The 23,205-nt window shown below is 61.8% G+C and carries 23 protein-coding genes; 14 read left to right on the top strand and 9 right to left on the bottom strand.

The genetic code is table 11. The features are described from left to right. Window positions 1-113: 113 nt before the first annotated feature. From ACOYQJ_RS01255 to lexA, 7 genes are all read left to right on the top strand, one after another. Entirely contained in the window at window positions 114-695 is a 582-nt protein-coding gene (locus ACOYQJ_RS01255; RefSeq protein WP_422904179.1) for an anthranilate synthase component II, read from the top strand. Beyond that, window positions 692-1,711, top strand: coding sequence for an anthranilate phosphoribosyltransferase (gene trpD / locus ACOYQJ_RS01250; RefSeq protein ID WP_422904178.1), 1,020 nt, complete (start codon window positions 692-694; stop codon window positions 1,709-1,711). The genes ACOYQJ_RS01255 and trpD overlap by 4 nt, the downstream gene beginning before the upstream one ends. Beyond that, the gene (locus ACOYQJ_RS01245) at window positions 1,708-2,355 is read left to right on the top strand and encodes a uracil-DNA glycosylase (RefSeq protein ID WP_422904177.1); all 648 of its coding nucleotides are present in this window, start codon (window positions 1,708-1,710) and stop codon (window positions 2,353-2,355) included. Before trpD ends, ACOYQJ_RS01245 begins: the two co-directional genes overlap by 4 nt. Further along, window positions 2,352-3,155, top strand: a complete 804-nt coding sequence (gene trpC / locus ACOYQJ_RS01240) for an indole-3-glycerol phosphate synthase TrpC (protein WP_422904176.1) — start codon at window positions 2,352-2,354, stop codon at window positions 3,153-3,155. The genes ACOYQJ_RS01245 and trpC overlap by 4 nt, the downstream gene beginning before the upstream one ends. Then, window positions 3,152-3,628 carry a cyclic pyranopterin monophosphate synthase MoaC gene (gene moaC / locus ACOYQJ_RS01235; RefSeq protein WP_422904175.1) on the top strand — a complete coding sequence of 159 codons (477 nt, stop codon included), beginning with the start codon at window positions 3,152-3,154 and terminating at the stop codon, window positions 3,626-3,628. Before trpC ends, moaC begins: the two co-directional genes overlap by 4 nt. After that, a complete protein-coding gene (locus ACOYQJ_RS01230) occupies window positions 3,625-4,791 on the top strand; it encodes a molybdopterin molybdotransferase MoeA (protein WP_422904174.1) in 1,167 nt (388 codons plus the stop codon). Before moaC ends, ACOYQJ_RS01230 begins: the two co-directional genes overlap by 4 nt. A gap of 132 nt (window positions 4,792-4,923) precedes the next feature. After that, complete coding sequence (lexA, locus tag ACOYQJ_RS01225) at window positions 4,924-5,619, top strand: transcriptional repressor LexA (RefSeq protein WP_422904173.1); 696 nt, start codon at window positions 4,924-4,926, stop codon at window positions 5,617-5,619. Here lexA and ACOYQJ_RS01220 read toward each other — a convergent pair. After that, on the bottom strand, window positions 5,613-7,679 hold the full coding sequence (locus tag ACOYQJ_RS01220) for a ComEC/Rec2 family competence protein (RefSeq protein WP_422904172.1): 2,067 nt from the start codon (window positions 7,677-7,679) through the stop codon (window positions 5,613-5,615). The genes lexA and ACOYQJ_RS01220 overlap by 7 nt on opposite strands. Before the next feature lie 77 nt (window positions 7,680-7,756). Here ACOYQJ_RS01220 and gltX point away from each other — a divergent pair, with 77 nt between their 5' ends. Together gltX and gltA are read left to right on the top strand one after the other, a co-directional pair. After that, complete coding sequence (gene gltX / locus ACOYQJ_RS01215; RefSeq protein WP_422904171.1) at window positions 7,757-9,160, top strand: glutamate--tRNA ligase; 1,404 nt, start codon at window positions 7,757-7,759, stop codon at window positions 9,158-9,160. 89 nt (window positions 9,161-9,249) lie between these two features. Then, a complete protein-coding gene (gltA, locus tag ACOYQJ_RS01210; protein WP_422904170.1) occupies window positions 9,250-10,545 on the top strand; it encodes a citrate synthase in 1,296 nt (431 codons plus the stop codon). A 72-nt stretch (window positions 10,546-10,617) separates the two neighbouring features. On the opposite strand, the gene ACOYQJ_RS01205 is transcribed toward gltA, so the two are convergent. The 5 genes from ACOYQJ_RS01205 to ACOYQJ_RS01185 all read right to left on the bottom strand — a co-directional run bounded on the left by ACOYQJ_RS01205 (window position 10,618) and on the right by ACOYQJ_RS01185 (window position 15,258). After that, window positions 10,618-11,394, bottom strand: coding sequence for an enoyl-CoA hydratase-related protein (locus ACOYQJ_RS01205; RefSeq protein ID WP_422904169.1), 777 nt, complete (start codon window positions 11,392-11,394; stop codon window positions 10,618-10,620). A gap of 167 nt (window positions 11,395-11,561) precedes the next feature. After that, window positions 11,562-12,050, bottom strand: a complete 489-nt coding sequence (locus ACOYQJ_RS01200; RefSeq protein ID WP_422904168.1) for a cytochrome c-type biogenesis protein — start codon at window positions 12,048-12,050, stop codon at window positions 11,562-11,564. Continuing rightward, window positions 12,047-14,014 (bottom strand): heme lyase CcmF/NrfE family subunit, encoded by a 1,968-nt coding sequence (locus tag ACOYQJ_RS01195; protein WP_422904167.1) that lies wholly within the window; start codon window positions 14,012-14,014, stop codon window positions 12,047-12,049. Before ACOYQJ_RS01195 ends, ACOYQJ_RS01200 begins: the two co-directional genes overlap by 4 nt. Window positions 14,015-14,101: 87 nt before the next feature. After that, window positions 14,102-14,653: a holin family protein gene (locus ACOYQJ_RS01190; protein ID WP_422904166.1), complete on the bottom strand. Its 552-nt coding sequence runs from the start codon at window positions 14,651-14,653 to the stop codon at window positions 14,102-14,104. Continuing rightward, the gene (locus ACOYQJ_RS01185) at window positions 14,644-15,258 is read right to left on the bottom strand and encodes a holin-associated N-acetylmuramidase (RefSeq protein ID WP_422904165.1); all 615 of its coding nucleotides are present in this window, start codon (window positions 15,256-15,258) and stop codon (window positions 14,644-14,646) included. Before ACOYQJ_RS01185 ends, ACOYQJ_RS01190 begins: the two co-directional genes overlap by 10 nt. Window positions 15,259-15,338: 80 nt before the next feature. On the opposite strand from ACOYQJ_RS01185, the gene ACOYQJ_RS01180 reads away from it, so the two are divergent. Next, the gene (locus tag ACOYQJ_RS01180; protein ID WP_422904164.1) at window positions 15,339-15,770 is read left to right on the top strand and encodes a cupin domain-containing protein; all 432 of its coding nucleotides are present in this window, start codon (window positions 15,339-15,341) and stop codon (window positions 15,768-15,770) included. A 92-nt stretch (window positions 15,771-15,862) separates the two neighbouring features. Here ACOYQJ_RS01180 and pgi read toward each other — a convergent pair whose 3' ends face one another. From pgi to zwf, 3 genes are read right to left on the bottom strand one after another with little or no spacing between them, the layout of a single operon-like run. Then, window positions 15,863-17,443: a glucose-6-phosphate isomerase gene (pgi, locus tag ACOYQJ_RS01175; RefSeq protein WP_422904163.1), complete on the bottom strand. Its 1,581-nt coding sequence runs from the start codon at window positions 17,441-17,443 to the stop codon at window positions 15,863-15,865. Between the two features lie 5 nt (window positions 17,444-17,448). Then, window positions 17,449-18,126, bottom strand: coding sequence for a 6-phosphogluconolactonase (gene pgl, locus ACOYQJ_RS01170; RefSeq protein WP_422904162.1), 678 nt, complete (start codon window positions 18,124-18,126; stop codon window positions 17,449-17,451). Then, window positions 18,123-19,577: a glucose-6-phosphate dehydrogenase gene (gene zwf / locus ACOYQJ_RS01165; RefSeq protein ID WP_422904161.1), complete on the bottom strand. Its 1,455-nt coding sequence runs from the start codon at window positions 19,575-19,577 to the stop codon at window positions 18,123-18,125. The genes pgl and zwf overlap by 4 nt, the downstream gene beginning before the upstream one ends. A 188-nt stretch (window positions 19,578-19,765) precedes the next feature. Between zwf and ACOYQJ_RS01160 the strand changes: the two genes are divergently transcribed. The 4 genes from ACOYQJ_RS01160 (at window position 19,766) to ACOYQJ_RS01145 (ending at window position 23,200) form a co-directional block, all read left to right on the top strand. Then, a complete protein-coding gene (locus ACOYQJ_RS01160; protein WP_422904160.1) occupies window positions 19,766-20,713 on the top strand; it encodes a radical SAM protein in 948 nt (315 codons plus the stop codon). A 437-nt stretch (window positions 20,714-21,150) separates the two neighbouring features. Next, window positions 21,151-22,092 carry a nucleoside hydrolase gene (locus tag ACOYQJ_RS01155; protein WP_422904159.1) on the top strand — a complete coding sequence of 314 codons (942 nt, stop codon included), beginning with the start codon at window positions 21,151-21,153 and terminating at the stop codon, window positions 22,090-22,092. A 197-nt stretch (window positions 22,093-22,289) separates the two neighbouring features. Beyond that, window positions 22,290-22,736 carry a GNAT family N-acetyltransferase gene (locus tag ACOYQJ_RS01150; protein WP_422904158.1) on the top strand — a complete coding sequence of 149 codons (447 nt, stop codon included), beginning with the start codon at window positions 22,290-22,292 and terminating at the stop codon, window positions 22,734-22,736. Further along, window positions 22,733-23,200 carry a GNAT family N-acetyltransferase gene (locus ACOYQJ_RS01145; RefSeq protein WP_422904157.1) on the top strand — a complete coding sequence of 156 codons (468 nt, stop codon included), beginning with the start codon at window positions 22,733-22,735 and terminating at the stop codon, window positions 23,198-23,200. The genes ACOYQJ_RS01150 and ACOYQJ_RS01145 overlap by 4 nt, the downstream gene beginning before the upstream one ends. Window positions 23,201-23,205: the final 5 nt, after the last annotated feature.

The raw sequence follows: 23,205 nt of genomic DNA, 5'->3' as shown, positions 1-23,205 counted from the left end.
TTTTTGCCTTGCCTGCTGCGGGCCTCTTGCCGTCGGTGCACTTGACGCCACCGGGCCCGCCTGCGCATGTATACCGCGACCAAGCCCCGAGCCGCCAGCCCTGAGAGAGACCCATGCTGCTGTTGATCGACAATTATGACAGTTTTACCTACAACCTCGTGCATTATCTTGGCGAGTTGGGCGCAGATGTGCAGGTCTGGCGGAACGATGCCATCGATGTCCAGCAGGCCATGGCGCTGAATCCGGCGGGTATTGTCCTGTCCCCCGGCCCCTGCGATCCGGATCAGGCCGGGATTTGTCTGGCGCTGACCCATGCCGCCGCCGAGGCGAAAGTGCCGCTACTTGGCGTGTGCCTTGGGCATCAGACGATTGGTCAGGCCTTTGGCGGCACCGTGGTGCGCCATAGTGAGATCGTGCATGGCAAGATGGGCGAGATGCACCACAAGGGCGAAGGCGTGTTCAAGGGCCTGCCCTCGCCGCTCAAGGCGACGCGCTACCATTCGCTCGTGGTGCGGCGCAGTGATCTGCCCACATGCTTGAAGGTCACGGCCGAGCTGGAGGATGGCACCATCATGGGGCTGCGCCACGAAAGCCTGCCCATCGAGGGCGTGCAGTTCCATCCCGAATCCATCGCGTCGGAGCATGGTCATGCGCTGCTGCAAAACTTTCTGGATATGACAAAGGTGCCGGCATGAGCGACGACATCAAACCTTTGATTGGCGCCGCCGCCGACCGCCCCCTGTCTCGCGCCGAGGCCGAGAGCGCCTTTACAGTGCTGTTCGAAGGCCAGGCCTCGCCCGCGCAGATCGGCGGGTTCCTGATGGCTCTGCGCACGCGCGGTGAGACCGTGGATGAATATTCTGCCGCCGCCGCCGTAATGCGCGCCAAATGCAACAAGGTCGCTGCGCCCGAAGGCGCCATAGACATCGTTGGCACGGGCGGCGATGGCAAAGGTACGCTGAACATCTCGACGGCGACGGCCTTTGTGGTGGCGGGCGCCGGTGTGCCCGTGGCCAAGCACGGCAATCGCAACCTGTCGTCCAAGTCCGGCGCGGCAGATGCGCTGAGCCAGATGGGGATCAACGTCATGGTTGGTCCCGATGTGGTGGAAAAGGCGCTGAAAGAGGTCGGCATCTGTTTCATGATGGCGCCGATGCATCACCCGGCCATGGCCCATGTCGGCCCGGTTCGGGCGGAACTTGGCACGCGCACCATCTTCAACATTCTCGGCCCGCTCACCAATCCTGCTGGCGTAAAACGTCAGTTGACCGGCGCATTTACCCGCGATCTGATCCGCCCGATGGCCGAAACGCTGGGCCAGCTTGGCAGCGAACGCGCCTGGCTTGTGCACGGCTCGGACGGCACCGATGAGCTGTCGATCGCCGGTGTCAGTTGGGTGGCCGCGCTTGAGGAGGACGGCTCGATTCACGAGAGCGAGTTGCACCCCGAAGACGCGGGCCTGCCGCAGCATCCCTTTGAGGCAATCCTTGGCGGCACGCCGGAAGAAAACGGCAAGGCTTTCGCCGCGCTTCTAGAGGGTGCAAAATCGGCCTATCGCGACGCGGTTCTGCTGAATTCGGCGGCGGCCCTGACCATTGCAGGCAAGGCGAGCGACCTGCGCCAAGGTGTTGAAGTCGCGCGTGAAAGCATCGACAGCGGCAGCGCATTGGCCAAGGTCAAGGCGCTGGCAAAAGCCACGCAAGAGGTGTGAGCCAGCCGCCCAAAGCCTGGGCCAATCTGCCCTTTTTCACCCGCGACTGGCCCGCACTCAGTGCCGCCATCGCGGGCGACACCCGGCAGATCCTGCCCCCCGAATCCCAACGCTTTGCCGCGTTGGAGGCCTGCGCGCCCGCCGAGGTCCGCGTCGTCATCCTTGGGCAAGACCCCTACCCGACCCCAGGTCATGCGCATGGGTTGGCGTTCTCAGTCGAGCCAGACGTCAGGCCCCTGCCGCGATCCCTGAACAACATCTACAAGGAATTGGTCGACGATCTGGGTGCCTGTCCGCCGAGCGGCGATCTGCACTTTTGGGCCGCGCAGGGCGTGCTTTTGCTCAACACCTGCCTGAGCGTTCCGGCGGGCGACGCAAACGGCCACGCCAAACTTGGGTGGAAAACCCTGACGCAAGAGGTGCTGACGCATCTTTCCGATCGCCCGCGCGCCTTTGTTCTCTGGGGCAAGCCCGCGCAAAGCTATGAAACGCATATCAAAGGGTCTGACCATCTGATCCTGCGCAGCGCCCATCCCTCCCCGCTCTCTGCCCGGCGCGGCTTTTTCGGCTCGCGCCCCTTTTCCCGCGTGAACGACTGGCTTAAAGCCAATGGGGACAGGCCCATCAATTGGACGACACCATGACGCAGACCATCCTCGACAAGATCAAAGCCTACAAACTTGAGGAAGTGGCCGCCGACAAGGCCGCCCGCCCGCTGTCCGAAGTCGAAGCCTCCGCCAAAGCGGCGCCGCCGATCCGCCCCTTTTCCAAGGCGCTCATGGAGGCTGCGAAATCCGGCTACGGTTTGATCTCCGAGGTCAAGAAAGCCTCGCCCTCCAAAGGGCTGATCCGCGCCGATTTCGAACCGGCCAAGCTGGCCAAGGCCTATGAAGACGGCGGCGCGACCTGCTTGTCGGTCCTGACCGACACGCCGTCCTTTCAGGGCGCGAAGGATTTTCTGGTTCAGGCGCGCACGGCCACGCAGATGCCCGCGCTGCGCAAGGATTTCATGTACGACACCTATCAGGTCGCCGAGGCGCGCGCGCTGGGGGCCGACTGTATTCTGATCATCATGGCCAGCGTTTCGGACGCACAGGCAGCAGAGCTGGAAGACGCCGCATTCGGCTGGGGCATGGATGCGCTGATCGAAGTGCACGACGGCGACGAACTCGATCGTGCGCTGGCGTTGAAAAGCCCGTTGATCGGAGTAAACAACCGCAATCTCAAGACCTTCGAGACCACGCTTGAGACGACGCGCACATTGTCCAAACGGGTGCCGCAGGATCGCTTCCTGATCTCCGAATCCGGCCTCAACACCCCGGCAGACCTCGCGGACATGGCCGCGTGCGGCGCCCGCGCCTTTCTCATCGGCGAAAGCCTGATGCGTAAGGAAAACGTCGCAGAGGCCACCCGAACGCTGCTGAAAAACCCGGTGCCGGCATGAGCGGGTTGACCCATTTCGATGCGCAGGGCAACGCGCATATGGTGGACGTGTCCGACAAAGCCGTGACTTCTCGGATCGCCACGGCAGCAGGCTGGGTCCGGATGGCGCCCGAGACCTTTGCCCTGATCACCGAGGGGCGCGCGAAAAAGGGCGACGTCATTGGCGTTGCGCGCCTTGCGGGCATCATGGGGGCCAAGAAGACGCCCGAACTGATCCCCCTATGCCACCCTCTGCCGATCACCAAGGTCACCGTTGACCTGAGCGCCGACCCGGATCTGCCCGGCCTTCAGATCGAAGCCACGGTCAAGACCACGGGCCAGACCGGCGTGGAAATGGAGGCGTTGACGGCCGTCAGCACCGCCGCATTGACGGTCTATGACATGGTCAAGGCGGCGGACAAATCCATGGAGATCGGCGGCATTCGCGTGCTGCTGAAAGATGGCGGCAAATCCGGCCGGTACGAGGCGACATGATCACGGTCGCCGAAGCCCTCGATCAACTTTTCGCCCTTGCCCAACCGACTGGCGTTGAAGAGGTTCCGCTTTTGCAGGCCTATGGCCGGGTCTTGGCACGGGATGTCGCCTCGACCCGCGATCAACCCCCCTTTGCCGCCTCGGCGATGGACGGTTATGCGGTGGCGCAGGCTGCACCCGGTGACGTGTTGTGCGTGATCGGCGAAAGCGCCGCGGGGCATCGCTTTGACGGTGCGGTCGGTCCAGGTGAAGCTGTGCGCATCTTTACCGGCGCGCCGGTGCCGCCCGGCGCCACCCGCGTGGTGATCCAAGAGGATGTGACGCGCACGGCCGATCAGATCACCATTGGCGAGCGCCTTGATGAAAGCGATAATATCCGCCCCGCAGGCAATGATTTTCAGGCCGGAAGCCAGATCTCGGCGCCGCGCGTCCTGACGCCAAACGACATTGCCCTTCTGGCGTCGATGAACATCGCAAAGGTCCCGGTGGCGCGCCGTCCGGTGGTGGCGCTGATCTCGACCGGCGATGAGCTTGTCATGCCCGGCGAAGCCCCCGGACCCGATCAGATCATCGCGTCGAATACCATGGGCCTGCACGCCCTGCTGCGCGAACTTGGCGCCGAGCCACGGCTGTTGCCGATTGCGCGGGACAACGCAGCCTCACTCAAGACTGTGCTGGCGTTGATTGACGACGCGGATCTGGTGATCACCATTGGCGGCGCCTCGGTTGGCGATCACGATCTGGTGGCTCCCGTGGCCGAGGAACTGGGCATGCAACGCGCCTTTTACAAGGTCGCCATGCGCCCCGGCAAACCCTTGATGTCGGGCCGTCTGGACCGCGCGATGATGATCGGGCTGCCCGGAAATCCGGTTTCGGCCATGGTGTGCGGGCATGTCTTTGTCGCCCCGGTGGTCCGCGCGATGCTGGGCCTTGGTGCCGCGCCAGCAGGCCGAAAGACCGCCCCGTTGGCCGCGCCGCTGCCCCCCAATGGCCCGCGCGAACATTACATGCGCGCTGTTCTGACCTCTGACGGCCTGCGCGCCTTTGATCGGCAGGATTCCTCGCTGCTGAGCGTATTGGGGGCGGCCAATGCCCTTGTGGTGCGCCCCGTCCGTGATCCTGCCCGCAACGCCGGCGACACGGTGCAATTCATCCCGCTCTAGCGTTAGAACAAATTTAACCAAATTGAATGGAAACTCATGCCAGAGACATGGGTTATCCACAGTCGTGTTGACACAAAACAAGAACATGACTAGAACAAAAGTTAACAAACACCTTTTTGGGGGACGCTGGGCATGCTGACCAAGAAACAACTCGACCTGTTGGATTTCATCAACAAACGCATGGCGCGCGACGGTGTCCCGCCAAGTTTTGACGAAATGAAAGACGCGTTGGATCTGCGGTCCAAATCCGGCATTCACCGGCTGATCACCGCCTTGGAAGAGCGTGGCTTTATTCGCCGTCTGGCGCATCGCGCCCGCGCCATCGAGATCGTGAAACTGCCCGAAAGCCTTGGGGGCCGCCCCGCGGGCTTTACCCCTCGGGTGATCGAAGGCGACCGCCCAAATGCCACGCCCGCCAATGCCCAGATGATCGAGCGCGGCGAGGTGGCCGACCTGCCTATCATGGGCCGGATCGCCGCCGGTGTCCCGATTGAGGCAATCAACGACGCGCCCCCCTCTATCGCCGTTCCCGGACAGATGGTGAAAGGCGCAGGCCGGCACTATGCGCTTGAGGTCAAAGGCGATTCCATGATCGACGCGGGCATCAACGATGGCGATGTCGTGGTGATCCGCGAAACCGGCACCGCTGAGGAAGGTGACATCGTCGTGGCCCAGGTCGAAGGCTACGAGGCCACGCTGAAGCGGTTTCGGCGCAATGGCGACATGATCGTTCTCGAAGCTGCGAATCCCGCCTATGAGCCGCGCGTTCTGCCCAAAGGGGCGGTCAGTGTTCAGGGCAAACTGGTCGGGTTGATCCGCACCTACTGAGCGCGCTGCGCCAATCGCACGGGCTTTGACACCCCATGCCACAGACGGCGGCCCGAAACTTCGGCCGCCGTTTTCAGTTCCGGCCCGTCGTCCCGCAGCCAGACCGCGACCGACCCGGTACGCTTCAGCCGTGCTGTATCAAACATCTGGCATGGCCCGCTTGGCGACGTCTCGGCGCTGGCGATGACGATCTGATCCTTGGTGCAACGGGTAAAACTGCGCGCGGCCCTCTTGCCTTGCAGGTGAACCACCTCAAGCGGTCCGATCTGCGCCCGCGCTATACGATCCTGCGCCTGCGGCCAACGGCTGGCCGCCAAAGCTTGCGAGCCGCCGCGCCCGTCGTTTTCAAGCCAGGTCTCAGCGATAAAGCCCGAGCCTTTGGCGCGCGAAAGGGCTCTCCCCTCATCGGTCATCACCCCCACCAGCGTGCCGCTGTCGGCGATCAGCAGCGCCGGGCGCTCGGTCTGGGTCCAAATCGCCACGGCAAGCGCCATGGGGACCACTCCGACCAGACGCCCGCGCCCCTGCCAGAGGCACAGGATCAATCCGCCAAGCGCGATGACCGGCAAGACCCAAGGCGCCGGGGCCACCACTGGCCGTACCGCCCCGGACCATCCGGCCACCTGCCCGGCCACCAGCAGGATCCAGTCGAGCCCCAGCCCCATGACCGCCAGCGCAAGATGTTCCAGCCCAAAGGGCATCAACAAGACAGCCGCCACCCCCATCGGCACCACCAGCACCCCCATCACCGGCACCGAGACAAGGTTGGCGATCAGACCGTAGGTCGAGGCTTGGTTGAAATGCGCCATCCCGACCGGGGCGGTCGCCAACCCGGCGATGGCTGAGGACAGGACCAGTGACAGCACAGGTCCGGTCCAGCGCGGCCAATCGCGGCTGGCTTTGGATTGGCTGACCCGCTCGAACACCGCGACAAGGGCTGTGGTGGCCGCAAAGGACATCTGAAACCCGGGGCTGACCAGTGCCTGCGGGTGCAGGATCAGAACGATCAGCGCCGCCATGGCAACGGCCCGCAGGCTGATCGCTCGGCGGTCCAGCATCAGCGCGCTCAGCGCCGTGGCCGCCATGATAAAGGCCCGTTCGGTCGCGACATTGCCCCCTGACAGCAGCAGATAGCCGAAGGCGGCGATCAGGGCACCGAACGCCGCCAGTTTCTTGACCGGCCATCTGTGGCGGGGCACCGGATGCAACAAGAGACCAAAGCGCAGCAGCGAAAAGACAAATCCCGCCAGCAACCCCATGTGCAGCCCCGAGATTGCCAGAAGATGCGCCAGATTAGTGTCGCGCAGGGCTTGCAGGGTGGCTTTGCTCATGCCCGAACGGTCCCCGGTCATCACCGCTGCGGCAAAGGCTCCGGCCTCGCCCTGCAGCCCGGCCTGAACGCGGGCGGACAGCCACATGCGCGCCTTGAAGATCTTTTGCCCCGCGCCCGGAGGCTCAAGCAACAAGGCGGGCGTGCGGGTATAGCCGATCCCGCCCAAACGCAGGAACCATGCGTGCCGCTTGAAATCGAAACCGCCCGGCTCGACCGCGCCGCCAGGGGCCGACAGGTGGCCCGTCAGGATCACCACTGCACCGGGCTGGGGGTCCAGAAACCCTTGATCGCCATGCAAGGAAACGCGCACCCTCTTGGGGGTCTTTTCCGGCGCCATGCGTTCCAGAACCACCCGATCCAGCGTCAGCCGCAAAGCATCCGAGGCCGAGCGATCAATGCCGACGATGCGCCCTTCGATCGGGCCGTAGTAGCGAAAGTCCAGCACGGGCCCCGACACCCAGTTGGCCCGTAAACCGGCAAGGCCAAAGCCCGCCGCGATCAGTGCAAGCGCCAGAACCAGCGGCCCCAGAACCGCCCCTGCCCAACGCATCGCCAGAAAGCTCGCCATCCCGAGCCCAAGGCACAGCCACAAAAGCGGCAGCGGCGGTTCGACCCGCAGGGCAAAATAGCCACCGATTCCCACGGCCAGACAGACCGGGGACCAAGGAAACAGAAAGCCGCGCTGCGCGAGGATCACGCTTTGCGGCCATGAAAAGAACCCGGCCATAGCTTGCCCCGCGCACAGGGGGTGTTTAAGGAACGGCCCAAGCTATCCTCGCCACCGTTATCAAAAGGTTAACCAAGATGACCGACGTCGTAACCCGCTTTGCCCCCTCGCCCACCGGGTATCTGCACATTGGCGGCGCTCGGACCGCCTTGTTCAACTGGCTTTTCGCCCGAGGCCGTGGCGGCAAGTTCCTGCTGCGGATCGAAGACACCGATCTGGCACGCTCGACCCCAGAAGCGACGGCGGCGATCCTCAAGGGGATGGAATGGCTGGGTCTGGACCATGACGGTGAGGTGGTCAGTCAAGCCGCTGGCGCCGAGCGTCATCGCGACGTGGCGCTGGAGCTTCTGAACAAAGGCGCGGCCTACAAATGTTTTTCGACTCAGGAAGAAATCGAAGCCTTCCGCGAAGCCGCGCGCGCCGAAAAACGCTCGACCCTTTTTCAAAGTCCATGGCGCGATGCCGATCCGGCGACGCACCCGGAAGCGCCCTATGCCATCCGCCTCAAGACCCCGCAGGACGGCGAGACGGTGATCGAGGATCAGGTGCAGGGCCGCGTGACGATCCGCAACGACCAGCTGGACGACATGATCCTGCTGCGCAGCGACGGCTCGCCGGTCTACATGCTGGCGGTGGTGGTCGATGACCATGACATGGGCGTGACCCATGTGATCCGGGGCGATGACCACCTGAACAACGCGGCGCGCCAGATGGGCATCTATACCGCCATGGGCTGGGACATTCCGGTCTGGGCGCATATCCCGCTGATCCACGGCCCCGACGGCAAAAAGCTGTCCAAGCGCCACGGCGCGCTGGGTGTCGAAGAATATCAGGCTTTGGGTTACCCGGCGGCGGGGATGCGCAATTATCTCGCGCGGCTGGGTTGGAGCCACGGCGATGACGAATTCTTTACCGATGCTCAGGCAAAGGAGTGGTTCAATCTGGAAGGAATCGGCAAATCACCCGCCCGGTTCGATTTCAAGAAACTGGAAAATCTCTGTGGACAGCACATTACCACAGCCGAGGATGCTGCACTGCTGCAAGAACTGGAGGCATTTCTGGACGTGACGGGGGCCGAACCCTTGACCGATGCGCAACGCGACGGCCTGTCGCGGGGCATGTATTGCCTTAAAGAACGCGCGAAGACATTTCCAGAGCTTATTGAAAAGGCACACTTTATCCTTGCCAGTCGCCCGCTTGAGCCGGATGAGAAAGCAGCAAAGAACCTTGATGCGGTATCCCGTGGTATACTGAGCACATTGACGCCGCACTTGCAAAATGCTAGCTGGACGCGAGATGATCTGGAAGCGGTTTTGAACCGCTTTGCCGAAGATCAAGGGACCAAGTTTGGAAAGCTTGCCGGGCCGCTGCGCGCCGCCCTTGCAGGCCGGGCAGTTACCCCGAGCGTCTTTGACATGATGCTCGTACTGGGCCGGGACGAAAGCCTTGCCCGTCTCGAAGCGGCTGGAACCGGGGACTGAGCGTTACGCGTCCCCCCGGACGGCCATGTGAACTAGATCAGCACGGGCCAGCCGGCCCCTGCTTTACCGTATACGAAGGGATGATATGCATGGCTGAAAACTCAAAAACCGCGACACTCACCATTGATGGCAACAGCTTTGAGCTGCCGATGCACTCGCCCACTGCCGGGCCGGACGTCATCGACATTCGCAAGCTCTATGGTCAGGCCGGCGTCTTCACCTACGACCCGGGTTTTACCTCGACCGCGAGCTGCGACAGCACCATCACCTTCATTGACGGTGACAAGGGCGAGCTGCTGCACCGCGGTTATCCGATCGACCAACTGGCTGAGAAATCGCATTACCTCGAAGTTTGCTTCCTGCTGCTGTACGGCTATCTGCCCAAAGCCGAAGAGCTTGAGGAGTTCGAGCAGACGATCACCCGTCACACGATGATCCACGAACAGATGCACAACTTCTTCCGCGGGTTCCGCCGCGATGCGCATCCGATGGCGACCATGGTGGGTGTTGTTGGCGCGATGTCGGCTTTCTATCACGACTCGACGGACATCAGCGATGAACGCCAGCGCGAGATTGCCAGCCACCGCCTGATCGCCAAGATGCCGACGATCGCCGCGATGGCCTATAAATACTCGATCGGTCAGCCCTTCGTGTATCCGCGCAACGATCTCGATTACGCGGCGAACTTCCTGCACATGTGCTTTGCCGTTCCGGCCGAGGAATACCATGTGAACCCGATCCTCGCCCGCGCGATGGACCGGATCTTTACCCTGCACGCCGATCACGAACAGAACGCCTCGACCTCGACGGTGCGTTTGGCCTCGTCCTCTGGTGCCAACCCCTTTGCCTGTATTGCCGCTGGCATTGCCTGCCTTTGGGGCCCGGCACATGGTGGTGCGAACCAGGCCTGCCTTGAAATGCTCAAGGAAATCGGCAGCCCGGAGCGCATCCCCGAGTATATCGCCCGCGCCAAGGACAAGGATGATCCGTTCCGCCTGATGGGCTTTGGTCACCGCGTCTACAAGAACTTCGACCCGCGCGCGACGGTGATGAAACAGTCCGCCGACGAAGTGTTGGATCTGCTGGGCGTTCATAACAACCCGATCCTCGCCACCGCGAAGGAACTGGAACAGCAGGCCCTCGCCGACCCCTATTTCGCCGAGAAAAAGCTGTTCCCGAACGTCGACTTCTATTCCGGTGTCATTCTCGAGGCGATGGGCTTCCCAACCTCGATGTTCACCCCGATCTTTGCGCTGTCGCGCACCGTCGGTTGGGTGTCGCAGTGGAAAGAACAGCTGGAAGATCCGGCTCACAAAATCGGCCGCCCCCGTCAGCTGTACATGGGCGAGACGGAGCGCGATTATCAGGACATCGAAAACCGCTGATCGCCAGCCCATTCCAAGCAAAAGGCCCGGTCACACGACCGGGCCTTTCTTGTTTCCTAACCTGTGGTGGGATCAACGGCCTTCGTAACTTGCTGGGCGCTTTTCCAGAAAGGCCATGACACCTTCTTTGAAATCGCGTGTCTTGCCGCAGTCGCCCTGAAGCCTGGCTTCGATGGCTAGTTGCGCATCCAGATCGTTTTCAAATGACCCTCGCAGCGCCTGCTTGAGGTGCTGGTAGGCCACAGTCGGCCCCTTGGCCAGATGCGCGGCGCGGGCACGCCAATGCGCCTCAAAACCCGCGTCAGGCACGGCCTCCCAGATCATGCCCCAGTCATCCGCCTGCCGCGCGCTGATCCGGTCAGCGAACAGGGCCGCGCCCATGGCCTTGGCAAGCCCCATCTGGCGCGGCAAGGCCCATGTGCCCCCGGCATCGGGGATCAGGCCGATTCTGGTAAAGGCCTGCATGAAAAAGGCGCTCTCGGTGGCGATGACCACATCCGCGACCAAGGCCAGATTCGCCCCTGCCCCGGCCGCTGCGCCGTTTACAGCGCAGATCACCGGTACCGGACAATCGACGATGGCGCGCAGCATTGGCACGTATTCGTCGCGCAGCACCCGCTCCAGATCGAGGCTGACCGCCGAGCCGCCATCGCCCAGATCTTGCCCGGAACAGAAGGCCGGCCCATTTCCCGTCAGAACGACAACCCGGGCCGCCTTGCCTGCGCGCGCCACTGCATCGGTCAGCTCGGCCCGCATCTGAGTGTTCAGCGCGTTCATCACATCGGGGCGGTTCAGCGTGACGATCGCAATGTCATCGCGCAGATCATAGGTAATCGTATCATATTGCATGAAAGGCCTCGCTCCTGTGTTTGCGCCATGAAATACCGCACCCCCCGGAAAGGCAAAGCGAAACGCCGCGTCAAACCCCTTCGCGGGACGCGCATCGTTTGATTACAGGGAAATTGGCCAATTTTTCGAGAACGGACATATTCCGCCCATAGCGTCGATCATCAACCTCAGCTCTTGAGGATTTCTTCCAGACGCTTGCGCTCGTCATCGCTCAGCCCAACCTCTGTGGGTGCAGGCGCCGAGGCACGACGGCGAAGATAGAAGGCTGCCATGATCAGGGCAAAGACAAACAGGATCGGCCCCGAGGCCCAAAGCAGCCAGTTCCACCCGCCGGACGTTGGTTTGAGCAGAACAAACTCGCCATAGCGATCGACGATAAAGGCCACGACCTCTTCGTTGCTGTCCCCGGCAACAATCCGTTCGCGCACCAGCAGGCGAAGATCGCGGGCCAGTGTCGCGTTGCTTTCGTCAATGCTTTCGTTCTGGCAGACCAGACAGCGCAGACCGGCCGAAATCTCGCGCGCCCGCGCCTCTTGCGCCGGATCGTCCAGCATCTCGTCCGGCTGAACCGCCAAGGCGATGGTTCCGACCAAGGCCAGCACCAGCCCAAGGATCAAAGGCGCGGTTTTCCCCCGCCACACGGCCACGATGCTCATTCCGCCGGAACCCCTTGCACAGGTGCCGATTTGCGCGCCCCTGCCGCCACGCGGTAGCGACGGTCAGACAGGCTGAGCATACCGCCAAAGGCCATCAGCAGACAGCCGCCCCAAATCCAGTTCGCCAGCGGTTTGATGTAGGTCCGTATGACCCAACCGCCGTCGTCCTGACTGTCACCGATCACCAGATAGACATCACGCATAAAGCGATAGTCGATGGCCGCTTCGGTGGTCGGCATCTTGGCCACCGGGTAGTTGCGCTTTTCCGGGAAAAGCCGCGCAACTTCAGCGCCGTCCTGACGCACGATCAACTCACCACGGGTCGCAAACCAGTTGGGCCCCTGAACGCGTTGAACATCGACCAATTCGATCTCAAAGGCGCCGACGGTGTAGGGTTCGTTGATTTGGGCAACGCGGATATCTTCTTGGTCCCACGCGGTCAGGCCAGCGATCCCAAGCATGGTGATCCCCAGACCGCCATGCGCCACCGCTTTGCCCCATTCCGCGCGCGGCAGGCGAAGAAGCCTGCGGAAATCGCGGGATTTTCCGGTACGCGACAGAAGATCGGTTGCGGAGCCCGCAACCAGCCACGTTCCAAGGAAGGCCCCGACTGGCCCCAGCAGCGTCTTGTCAGCCTGCATGGCCCACACCAGCCCCATGACGGCGACCGCCAGAACAAAGGCCGGCACCAACATTTTCAGGACACGGCCAACCTTGCCGCGTTTCCAGCCGATCATCGCCCCGATCGGCATCAGCAGCCCGAGCATCACCATGAAGGGAGGGAAGGCCATGTTGAAAAACGGCGCCCCGACCGAAAGTTTGCGACCAAAGGCCATTTCCGCCACCAGCGGCCAAAGCGTACCGACAAAGATGACGAATGAGGAAACCGCCAGAAGGATGTTGTTCGCCACCAAGGCCGATTCCCGGCTGACGATCCCGAAGACACCCTTGGCCTCCATCACGCTTGCGCGGGCGGCGAACAGCGTCAGCGCCCCGCCGGTAAAGAAGAACAGGATGGCAAGGATGAACAGCCCGCGTTCCGGGTCATTGGCGAAGGCGTGCACCGAAGTCAGAACCCCGGAGCGCACGATAAAGGTGCCGATCAGCGAAAACCCAAAGGCGAGGATGGCCAGCAGCACCGTCCAGCTTTTCAGAGCCTCGCGTTTTTCCACCACAATGGCCGAATGCAGCAACGCGGCGGCGAACAGCCAAGGCATGAACGAGGCGTTTTCCACCGGGTCCCAGAACCAGAAGCCGCCCCAGCCAAGCTCGTAATAGGCCCACCAGGACCCCAGCGCGATGCCGATGGTCAGAAAGACCCACGCCGCCAAGGTCCAGGGCCGCACCCAGCGCGCCCAAGCGGCATCGACCCGACCTTCGATCAGCGCGGCAACGGCAAAGCTGAAGCAGATACTGAGGCCGACGTAGCCGAGATAAAGGAACGGTGGATGAAAGGCGAGACCGGGGTCTTGCAAAAGCGGGTTCAGATCCGTCCCGTCAAAGGGCGCGACCCCCATCCGCGTAAACGGGTTGGAGGTGAAGATCGTGAAGGCAAGAAAGGCCACCCCGATCGAGGCCTGCACCGCCAGCACCCTTGCCCGCAGACTCGGCGGAAGATTACCGCCAAACCATGCCGCCATGGCGCCAAAGAGACTCAGAATCAGCGCCCACAGAAGCATCGAGCCTTCGTGGTTTCCCCAGACGCCGCTCACTTTGTACAGCATCGGCTTGGCCGAATGGCTGTTCATGTAAACCAGCCGCAACGAAAAATCCGAGGTAACAAAGGCGTAGGTCAACGAGGCAAAGGCCAGCGCCACCAATAGAAACTGGGCTGTCGCCGCAGGTTCCCCGACGGCCATCCAAGCCGGCCAGCGTTTGTGCGCCCCCACCAAGGGCACGATCATCTGCACCATCGCGACAAAAAAAGCGAGGATCAGGGCGAAATGTCCGAGTTCTGTAACCATGCTTTCTTTATAGGGCCACAAACAAGCCGGGCCAATCAGAATTGACCCGGCCCGGCGATCACATTGTCGCAATCGAATATCTTGGGCTCAGCGCAGTGCGCGCCAATCGGCCAATGCCGGGTTGTCGCCCTGCCCCAAATCCGTCTCATCAGGCGTCGCCTCGGGGCTGATGTCGCGCATGGCTTCGACCTGCCGCACGGTCTGAACCACTTGCGGGACGGCCGCGATGGTCGTCGCGACTTCGCGCTGGAACTCCTGTCCCTTGGCCTGATGGCGCGCGCCGAAATAGAAGCTGACAATTGCGCCAAGCAGCCACCACAAGGGTTCGGGCACAAGGGCGATCCCCGCCATGCGTGCCGCGAACCAGACCGGATCGACCATGGCCGCGATGAACAGCCCCAAGGTGCCAAGGGCCATCGCCGGTCGCGGCACCCGGTTCAGCGCATCCATCAACCGGTCAAACCATCCCCGTTGCACGATCCGGAACTCTTGCCCGAACTGGTTCAGCGCCGCCGAGCGCAAAGACAATCCCCGCTCGGCATCGTTTTCCGCATTCACCCGAAAGACCTCGGCGGTTTCGGCAACCACGTTACGGCCTGACCCAAAGAGCACGCCAAACAGTTTCTCAATCACCCCCATGATGCCACCCGTGCGGCGAACTCGGCGTCCGACATGTGGTACTTGCGGGCGATGAACTCTTCTGCGCGCTTGATCCATCCGCCTTTGCCCCCGGCACGCGTACGCGCATATTTGCGCGAGGCCGGGCGACGGTCCGCGATCCCGAAGTAATAGTTGCGGCGGGCAATGCCATAGGCATCCACCATATGCCCCGGCGCGTTGGCGTAGGCACGGGCGCAGGCGGCAATCGTCTTTGGCCCGATGGCGCCATCTACGCTGACCTGTTCGCCCATTTGGTTCAACAGGCGCTGAAGGATCTTCACGGCATTGGCGCCCGCGTTCACATACATGTCAAAGACCGTCGCGTGCAAAGGTTCGGGCAATTCCGCAATGCGCGGTCTGAGAAAATAGTGCTGCAGGAAAATCTCGACCGCCTGCGCGCTGGTCAGCCGTTTGACATCTTCCGCCGTGACCCGCCCGTCGCCGGTCAGATCCAACCCAAGCCGACGCATGGTGTGGATCGTCACACCGTATTTCGTCGCCCCGCCCGGATCGTCGGGGTCGTTGACATATCCGCCCTCGCGGGCGACGATTTCTTCGGCCATATGCCGTACGCTTTGTGCCATCTCATGCCTCCTGCTCGAAGCGGTTTTGCGAGGGCATAGAATCGTGTGGCGGGATTAACCAAAGTTGAGCGGAGCGTACGGTGCAGACCCAAGCCGATAAGATCATTGACCTTTTGGGCCTGAAGCCGCACCCAGAAGGTGGCCATTACCGCCAGACCTGGATCGAGGACAGCAATGACAAGCGCGCCTCGGGCACCTGTATCTATTTCTTGCTGAAAGGCGATGAACGCAGCCATTGGCACCGCGTCGATGCGGCTGAGATCTGGCACTATTACACGGGTGCGCCACTGACCTTGTCGCTGGCGGAAACCGAGGCAGGTCCGCGCCGGGATCTGGTGCTTGGCCCCGACCTCATGAGCGGCGCGCGCCCGCAACTGATTGTTCCGGCGCACCACTGGCAAGCCGCGCAAAGCCGTGGCGACTGGACATTGGTCGGATGCACCGTCTCGCCGGGATTTCAGTTCGAAGGGTTCGAATTGGCTGCGCCCGGATTTGATATCCCACGGAAATGAAAACGCCCGAGCGATTGCCCGGGCGCGTCTTTGTAACAAAGCAAGGACCTGAAACCCTTGCAGGTTTTCACGTCTTGCGGCCTGCTGGGCAATTACCCTGCGTTTTTATGCACAAAGTCAATCAGTTGCGCGGTCGATCCATCTTTGCCATCTGCCGGAGCATCGCCGCTGACCAACGGTCCAAGCGCGGTCGCCAGTTCTTTGCCCAGCTCGACGCCCCATTGATCGTAAGAGTTGATGTTCAGGATCACCCCCTCGACGAACACCCGGTGTTCATAAAGTGCAATGATCTTGCCCAGCGTCTCGGGGTCGAGCTTGGGATAGATCAGCGTGGTCGAAGGGCGGTTGCCGGGGAAAACCCGGTGCCGCGCCTGCCGTTCCAGTTCATCGCCCTCGAACTTGCCCGCCACCTTGCCTCGCGCTTCATCGAGATCGCGGCCACGCATCAGTGCCTCGGACTGCGCAAGGCAGTTGGCAATCAAAAGCTGGTGGTGATGCTTCAGATCGACCTCATGCCCCGACGCGGCCACCATGAATTCGCAAGGTACCACACGCGTGCCTTGATGGATCAACTGGTAAAAGGCGTGCTGACCATTGGTGCCAGGCTCGCCCCAGACAACGGGTCCCGAGTTGTAAGGAAGATCGACGCCGTCCATGCTGACGCCCTTGCCGTTGCTCTCCATTTCAAGCTGCTGCAGATAGGCAGGCAGACGGGAAAGTCGGTTGTCGTAGGGCAGTACTGCGCGCGTCGCGTGGCCCAGCACCTGATTGTGCCAGATGCCAACCAGAGCCAGCAAAACCGGCATGTTTTCCGCCAGCGGCGCGGTCTGAAAATGCCGGTCCATCGCCTGTCCGCCGCTCAGGAACGCCCGGAAGCCTTCGGGGCCAACGGCGATCATTACGGACAGGCCAATCGGCCCCCACATGGAATAGCGCCCGCCGACCCAATCTTCGAAGCCGAACACGCGGTCTGCCGGGATGCCGAACTCGCCCGCCTTTTCAACGTTCGAGGACAAGGCAATGAACTTGCCGTCGTCGGACACGCCCTTGCCCGCCAGCCAAGCCTTGGCACTGGCGGCATTGGTCATCGTCTCGATGGTGGTAAAGGTCTTGGACGCAACGATAAAGACCGTGCGCTCGGGGTCGCACTTTGCCAATGTGTCAGCAATATCCGCGCCATCCACGTTGGATACGAAATGGCAGTTCGGCCCGTCGTGATAGGGCGCCAGCGCCAGCACCGCCATAGCCGGCCCAAGGTCAGAGCCGCCAATCCCGATGTTGACAACATCCGCGACATTCGAGGCACGCAACTCCTTGGCCAATGTTTCCATCCGGCCTAGCGTTGCCAGCACCTCGGGCATGACGTCCTGCCCATCGACCAGAACCGGCGCGGCATCCAGATTGCGCAGCGCGGTGTGCAGAACCGCCCGGCCCTCGGTCTCATTGATCTTTTGTCCGGCGAACATGGCGTCCCGGCGGGCAGCAACACCTGCGTTTTCGGCAAGTTCCAAAAGGGCCGCCCGGATATTGTCATCCAGTTGCGTCTTGGAATAATCAAACAGCATGCCCAAGCCGTTCAGGCTGAACGCCCCGGCGCGGCCTGCATCATCAAACAGGGCCTCAATCCGGCAATCCGCGATCTTGGAGGCCATTTGTTTCAGTGTTTCAAACATATCCGTCACTCCGCCCAATGGACCTTGGCGCCCGAAAGCACCGCATTGATTGGCGCCTCAAGCGCCGGTTTACCTCGTGCCGCCTCAAGCGCCGCGCGTTTGTCAGCGCCAAAGATCAGCACGTGTTTGCATAAGGCGCCATCCAGCACCGGCGCCGTAAGGGTAATGCGCGGTTCAGGGGCGCCAGGCGCGCGCATGGGCAAAAGAACCGGCGCATGCGGATCAAGCGCTTCGGCCAGTCTGTCGGCCCCCGGAAACAGCGACGCGGTGTGCATATCTGCCCCCATCCCCAGCAATACAACCGCCAAGGGCATCTGTTCGGCAATGGGTTTCGCCAGATCCTCCAACGCCTGTTCCGGCGTTTCGGCGGGGGCGTAAAGCGGCAGGTATCCGGCCTGCGCCGCACGATCGACCAACAGGCGCTGGCGCAGCAACCGCGTGTTGGATCGCCCGTGATCTTCGGGCACCCAGCGTTCATCCGTCAGAACCACGTCAACCCGGTCCCAATCCAGACTGGCCGCGCATAGATCGTCAAACACCGGCCCGGGAGACGTGCCCCCAGGTACCGCAAGCGCCGCACGCTCTTCGTGTCTCAGCGCCGCGCGCAACTCGCCCGCAATAAGGTTGGCCAGATCGATGGCCAGCATGTCCCGATCGGCATATTCGATGAATTCATAGCTCATGTTCGAATGTCTCGCCATTTCCTGCCATCGCGATGCATCAGCATCAGGCTATCATCCGGACCAGAGCTGCCAACGTCATAGGGTTTGGGCACTTCGCCGCGCGACTGCCAGCCTTCGATGATCGGATCTGTCCAGGCCCAGGCCGCCTCGACCTCGTCGCCGCGCATGAACAGCGTCTGGTTGCCGCGGATCACATCCATGATCAGCCGCTCATAGGCGTCGGGCACCTCTTCGGCATCCGCCCCCAGCGCATCGGCAAAGCTCATATCCAACGGCACATCGAGCAGGCGCATCCCGCCCGGCCCCGGTTCCTTGATGGTAACGCCCAGTTCCATACCTTCGTTGGGCTGCAGGCGAATCGTCAGGATATTGCGGTGCCGTCCCGCATCCGCGCCAAAGATCGAATGCGGCGCATCCTTGAAGACCACGGCAATCTCGCTGGCGCGCGCGCGCAGCTTTTTCCCGGTGCGAAGGTAGATCGGCGTGCCTGCCCACCGCCAGTTCGACACATGGCACTTCAACGCAATAAAGCTCTCGGTGGTCGAGCGTGGATCGCCCGCATCTTCGCGGTATCCCGGCGCGTCGCCGTCGCGGTCATACTGGCCGCGCACGATGTGATGCGGCAGAACCGGATCCAGCGCCCGGATCACCTTGAGCTTTTCGTCGCGTACCGAATCCGGCTCAAACCGCGCGGGCGGCTCCATCGCGATCAGGCAAAGCAGCTGCATCAAGTGGTTTTGCACCATATCGCGCATGGCACCCGATTTGTCGTAATAGCCCCCCCGACCGCCGACGCCCACCGTTTCGGCGACGGTGATCTGAATGTGATCGACGTATTGCGAATTCCACAGCGGTTCAAACAACACGTTGCCAAAGCGCACAGCCATCAGGTTCTGCACCGTTTCTTTACCAAGATAGTGGTCGATCCGGTAAATCTGGTGCTCATCGAAATGCTGGGCCAGCGTGGCGTTCAGCGCCTTGGCGGTTTTCAGGTCATGCCCAAAAGGTTTTTCGACAACCACACGGCTTTCGTCGTCTGCAAGTCCGAAATGGCGCAGGCGCTCTGCCAGATCGCCAAACAGGCTTGGCCCGACCGAGAAATAGAACGCCCGGATCATGCCATCACGCAACCGCCCCTTGAGTGCCTCCCAACCGCCGTCGCCCTTGGCGTCGACCGCCTCGTAAGAGATGTGTTTGAGGAACTGATCCAGCGTGCCATCCTCGCAGGCGCGCCCACCGCCGAATTCGCGGATTGCCTCGGCGACCATGTCGCGGAATCCGGCGTCGTCCATTTCGGTCCGCGCCGCGCCAATGATTTGCGCATTTTCGGGCATTTGCCCTGAACAGAATCGACGGAACAAGCCGGGAAGGATCTTCCGCCGGGCCAGATCGCCGGTTCCGCCGAATATGACCAGATCGAAAGGATCCACTGGGATGACACGTGAAACCATGGGGCACCTGTTCCTGTTGCTGTCTGCATCTTAAGCGCCGTTAGCGCTAACTTGAGGGTCTTCTAGCGCAGCTTTGAGCGCGAGTCTAACAGGGATATGGCGCTTCACAATGCCGTCAGGAAAAAACTCAGCTCTGGCCCCTATGCCATCTGCGGTCTACCACGTTGGAAAACCGGAGTTTAAGGCACATGAAAGACAGCGTTACGAGCAATTCCGCCAAGTTTGGCGATCCCTTGGTGACGGCGGACGGCTCTGCCCGAGCCCGAGTCGCATTGAGCGATCCACAAACGCTTTGGTTCAACACCGGAACGCTGTGCAATATCGAATGCGTGAACTGTTACATCGAAAGCTCGCCCGACAACGACCGGCTCGTCTATATCACAACGGCAGAGGTCGAGGAGTATCTTGACCAACTTGAAGACCGTAAATGGGGTGTGCACGAAATCGGCTTTACCGGCGGTGAGCCCTTCATGAACCCCCAGATGATCGACATGGCCCGCGCCGCCCTGTCACGCGGCTACCAGGTTCTGATCCTGACCAACGCCATGCGTCCGATGATGCGGCCGCGCGTTCGCGCAGGCCTTGAGGCTTTGCAAGACGAGTTTGGCGAAAAGCTGACATTGCGCATTTCGGTCGACCACTGGTCGGCGGAACATCACGACACCGAGCGCGGATCCGGCACGTTTGAGCGCACGCTGGAAGGCATGCGCTGGCTGCGCGACACCGGGATTCGCATGGCCGTCGCGGGTCGGACCGTCTGGGGCGAAACCGAAGCCGCATCGCGCGAAGGCTACGCCCGGCTGTTTGAGACGGAAGGCTTTGCGATTGACGCCAATGATCCCGGAATGACAGTGCTGTTCCCCGAAATGGACGAAACCGTCGAGGTGCCGGAAATCACCACGGCCTGCTGGGGTATCCTGAACAAATCGCCAAACAGCGTGATGTGTTCTTCGTCGCGCATGGTTGTGAAACGCAAGGGCGCGGCCTCCCCATCGGTTCTGGCCTGTACCTTGCTGGCCTATGATCCGCAGTTCGAGCTTGGCACAACCTTGGAGCAGGCCGAACAGGACGTTTCCCTCAATCATCCCCATTGCGCGAAATTCTGCGTGCTGGGCGGTGCCAGCTGCTCGGCCTGAGGCGAGTCAGAACAGCTCTGGCAAGACATCAAAATACGCAGCAGCCCCGAGGCCGCACAGAATGACGACAAGGGCAAGAAACCACGCCTGATTGAAAACCGTGGTGGGCCGAAAACAGTACGAACATGTTCTCGCGCCCAACCGATTGGTGTGCTTGCAGGCTTTACACTGGAAAATACGAAGGGCCATACCGTTATAATTGCGCTCAAAAATTGGGCACACAACCAAAAAGCGTCCAACTGTCCTTTGGTCATCCAAGCATCTTGAACGATGCCAAGCCGCGACACCAAACCGTTGGCCATCGCCCCCGCTGACCATTCCGATTTCCGAATGCCCATCCCGCGCCTGAGACGATCGCGATAAGCATCTAGGCAGGCAAGGCACTTGCACCCGTGCGATCCCCATGCGACCAAATCCGGACATATCAGGAGACCCGCATGCCCCCTCGCAAGATCATCATCGACACCGATCCCGGTCAGGACGACGCGGTGGCCATATTGCTGGCACTGGCCTCTCCCGAAGATCTGGAGGTGCTGGGCATCACCTGCGTCGCAGGCAACGTCCCGCTGCCGTTGACCACTCGCAATGCCCGGATCGTGTGCGAATTGGCGGGCAAACCGGACACCCGCATTTTTGCAGGTTGCGACAGGCCCTCGGGCCGCGATCTTGTGACCGCCGAACATGTGCATGGCAAAACCGGGCTGGATGGGCCGGTGCTGCCTGACCCGACAATGCTCTTGCAAGACCAGCACGCCGTGGATTTCATCATCGAAACCCTGCGCGCCCAACCCGAAAAATCGGTCACGCTTTGCCCACTCGGCCCGCTGACCAACATCGCCACCGCCCTTCAACGGGCACCTGATATCGCGCCGCGCATCGCCGAGATTGTCCTGATGGGCGGCGCCTATTTCGAGGTCGGCAACATCACCCCGACCGCCGAATTCAACATCTACGTCGATCCAGAGGCCGCCAAGATCGTCTTTGACTGCGGCGCCCCGATCGTGGTCTTGCCGCTGGATGTGACTCACAAAGCCTTGGTAACCCCGTCGCGGAACCAGGCCTTCCGCGACATCGGAACCCGTGTCGGCACAGCCGTCGCGCAAATGACCGACTTTTTCGAGCGTTTCGACATTCAGAAATACGGCTCCGAAGGGGCGCCCCTGCACGATCCCTGCGTCACAGCCTACCTCTTGGCCCCACATCTGTTTTCCGGGCGCCACATCAATGTGGAAATCGAAACCGACAGCGCCTTGTGCCGCGGGATGACCGTCGCGGACTGGTGGCGCGTCACAGACCGCGAGGCCAATGCCTTGTTCCTTGGTGACATCGACGCCGAGCATTTCTTCAAACTGCTGACAGAAAGGCTGGCGCGGCTTTAAACTTCGCTTTCACGGATCAAGATGCTGTGGGGCACCCCCAAGCCGACGCGGTACAAACCCGGCAATCCTTCGCTCAATTCCGCCCCCTGATGGCGAAACCCCTCACGCCGCCTTGCATCCCCACCGGTTGCCCGCCTACCTTGCGGCAGTTTTGCTTTTGTCCACTGGATGAAAGCCACAGCACTGGACAAACCAAGATGAAAAGCCTCCACCTCGCCGCCGCCGAGGACGCCGACAAGCTGCTGCCTCTTGTGGCCGCCTTCCATCAGGAACAAGGCTTCGGCACCGACGACGATCATCGCGCGGCCGCCGTTCTGCCGTTGCTGGAAGGCTCGCCTCACGGGGCGATCTGGCTGATCGGGCCGCGCCGTGCGCCTGTGGGGTATGTCTGTATCACCTTCGGCTGGTCGCTTGAATTTGGCGGTATGGATGGCACTGTCGATGAGTTGTACATCCGCCCCGCCGTGCGCCAGCGCGGCATGGGGTTCGAGGCGCTGAATGGCATCTCGAAGGCGATGAAAGAGGCTGGCCTCAAGGCCCTGCACCTCAAAGCCGGGCGCGGAAACGAACGCCTGCTTGGCTTTTACCGCCGCGCCCGCTTTGCCGCCCGCGAGGACAAGATGTTCATGAGCCGCATGTTATGACGCCGCGCCCCGCCGCAGCCAATTTCAACGACTGGGCGGGTTTGCACAGACTGATCATCGACAGTTTCGCCTATATGGACGGGATCATCGACCCGCCCTCTTCCGCGCACCGGCTGACACCTGCCACCCTCGCTGACAAAGCCAGCGCCGAACATCTTTACCTGAGCGGATCTGACCCGCTTTCCGGTTGCGCCTTTTTCGCCGAACGCCCCGGCGCGCTCTATATTGGCAAGCTCGCCATCGCGCCACACGCGCAAGGCCGCGGGCTTGGCCGCGCTTTCATTCAACAGGCCGAAACTCTGGCTCGTCGGCTTTCCCTGGCGAAACTGCAACTGGAAACGCGGATTGAGTTGACTGGCAATCACGCCGCCTTTGCTGCGATGGGATTTGTCAGAACTGCGGAAAAGGCGCACGCTGGCTTTGACCGCACCACCTCGATCACCATGGAAAAGCCTCTGGTCTGAGGCAG

The organism is Pacificoceanicola algae (assembly GCF_049341065.1).
Lineage (GTDB): Bacteria > Pseudomonadota > Alphaproteobacteria > Rhodobacterales > Rhodobacteraceae > Pacificoceanicola.
The sequence above is the reverse complement of the archived record's forward strand: the minus strand, read 5'-3'. Positions and strand labels throughout refer to the sequence as shown.

Excerpts from the sequence above, each read along its gene's own strand:
- ACOYQJ_RS01255 (WP_422904179.1), top strand. The coding sequence starts at position 114 with ATGCTGCTGTTGATCGACAATTATGACAGTTTTACCTACAACCTCGTG.
- trpD (WP_422904178.1), top strand. The coding sequence starts at position 692 with ATGAGCGACGACATCAAACCTTTGATTGGCGCCGCCGCCGACCGCCCC.
- trpC (WP_422904176.1), top strand. The coding sequence starts at position 2,352 with ATGACGCAGACCATCCTCGACAAGATCAAAGCCTACAAACTTGAGGAA.
- moaC (WP_422904175.1), top strand. The coding sequence starts at position 3,152 with ATGAGCGGGTTGACCCATTTCGATGCGCAGGGCAACGCGCATATGGTG.
- ACOYQJ_RS01230 (WP_422904174.1), top strand. The coding sequence starts at position 3,625 with ATGATCACGGTCGCCGAAGCCCTCGATCAACTTTTCGCCCTTGCCCAA.
- lexA (WP_422904173.1), top strand. The coding sequence starts at position 4,924 with ATGCTGACCAAGAAACAACTCGACCTGTTGGATTTCATCAACAAACGC.
- ACOYQJ_RS01220 (WP_422904172.1), bottom strand. The coding sequence starts at position 7,679 with ATGGCCGGGTTCTTTTCATGGCCGCAAAGCGTGATCCTCGCGCAGCGC.
- gltX (WP_422904171.1), top strand. The coding sequence starts at position 7,757 with ATGACCGACGTCGTAACCCGCTTTGCCCCCTCGCCCACCGGGTATCTG.
- gltA (WP_422904170.1), top strand. The coding sequence starts at position 9,250 with ATGGCTGAAAACTCAAAAACCGCGACACTCACCATTGATGGCAACAGC.
- ACOYQJ_RS01205 (WP_422904169.1), bottom strand. The coding sequence starts at position 11,394 with ATGCAATATGATACGATTACCTATGATCTGCGCGATGACATTGCGATC.
- ACOYQJ_RS01200 (WP_422904168.1), bottom strand. The coding sequence starts at position 12,050 with ATGAGCATCGTGGCCGTGTGGCGGGGGAAAACCGCGCCTTTGATCCTT.
- ACOYQJ_RS01195 (WP_422904167.1), bottom strand. The coding sequence starts at position 14,014 with ATGGTTACAGAACTCGGACATTTCGCCCTGATCCTCGCTTTTTTTGTC.
- ACOYQJ_RS01190 (WP_422904166.1), bottom strand. The coding sequence starts at position 14,653 with ATGGGGGTGATTGAGAAACTGTTTGGCGTGCTCTTTGGGTCAGGCCGT.
- ACOYQJ_RS01185 (WP_422904165.1), bottom strand. The coding sequence starts at position 15,258 with ATGGCACAAAGCGTACGGCATATGGCCGAAGAAATCGTCGCCCGCGAG.
- pgi (WP_422904163.1), bottom strand. The coding sequence starts at position 17,443 with ATGTTTGAAACACTGAAACAAATGGCCTCCAAGATCGCGGATTGCCGG.
- pgl (WP_422904162.1), bottom strand. The coding sequence starts at position 18,126 with ATGAGCTATGAATTCATCGAATATGCCGATCGGGACATGCTGGCCATC.
- zwf (WP_422904161.1), bottom strand. The coding sequence starts at position 19,577 with ATGGTTTCACGTGTCATCCCAGTGGATCCTTTCGATCTGGTCATATTC.
- ACOYQJ_RS01160 (WP_422904160.1), top strand. The coding sequence starts at position 19,766 with ATGAAAGACAGCGTTACGAGCAATTCCGCCAAGTTTGGCGATCCCTTG.
- ACOYQJ_RS01155 (WP_422904159.1), top strand. The coding sequence starts at position 21,151 with ATGCCCCCTCGCAAGATCATCATCGACACCGATCCCGGTCAGGACGAC.
- ACOYQJ_RS01150 (WP_422904158.1), top strand. The coding sequence starts at position 22,290 with ATGAAAAGCCTCCACCTCGCCGCCGCCGAGGACGCCGACAAGCTGCTG.
- ACOYQJ_RS01145 (WP_422904157.1), top strand. The coding sequence starts at position 22,733 with ATGACGCCGCGCCCCGCCGCAGCCAATTTCAACGACTGGGCGGGTTTG.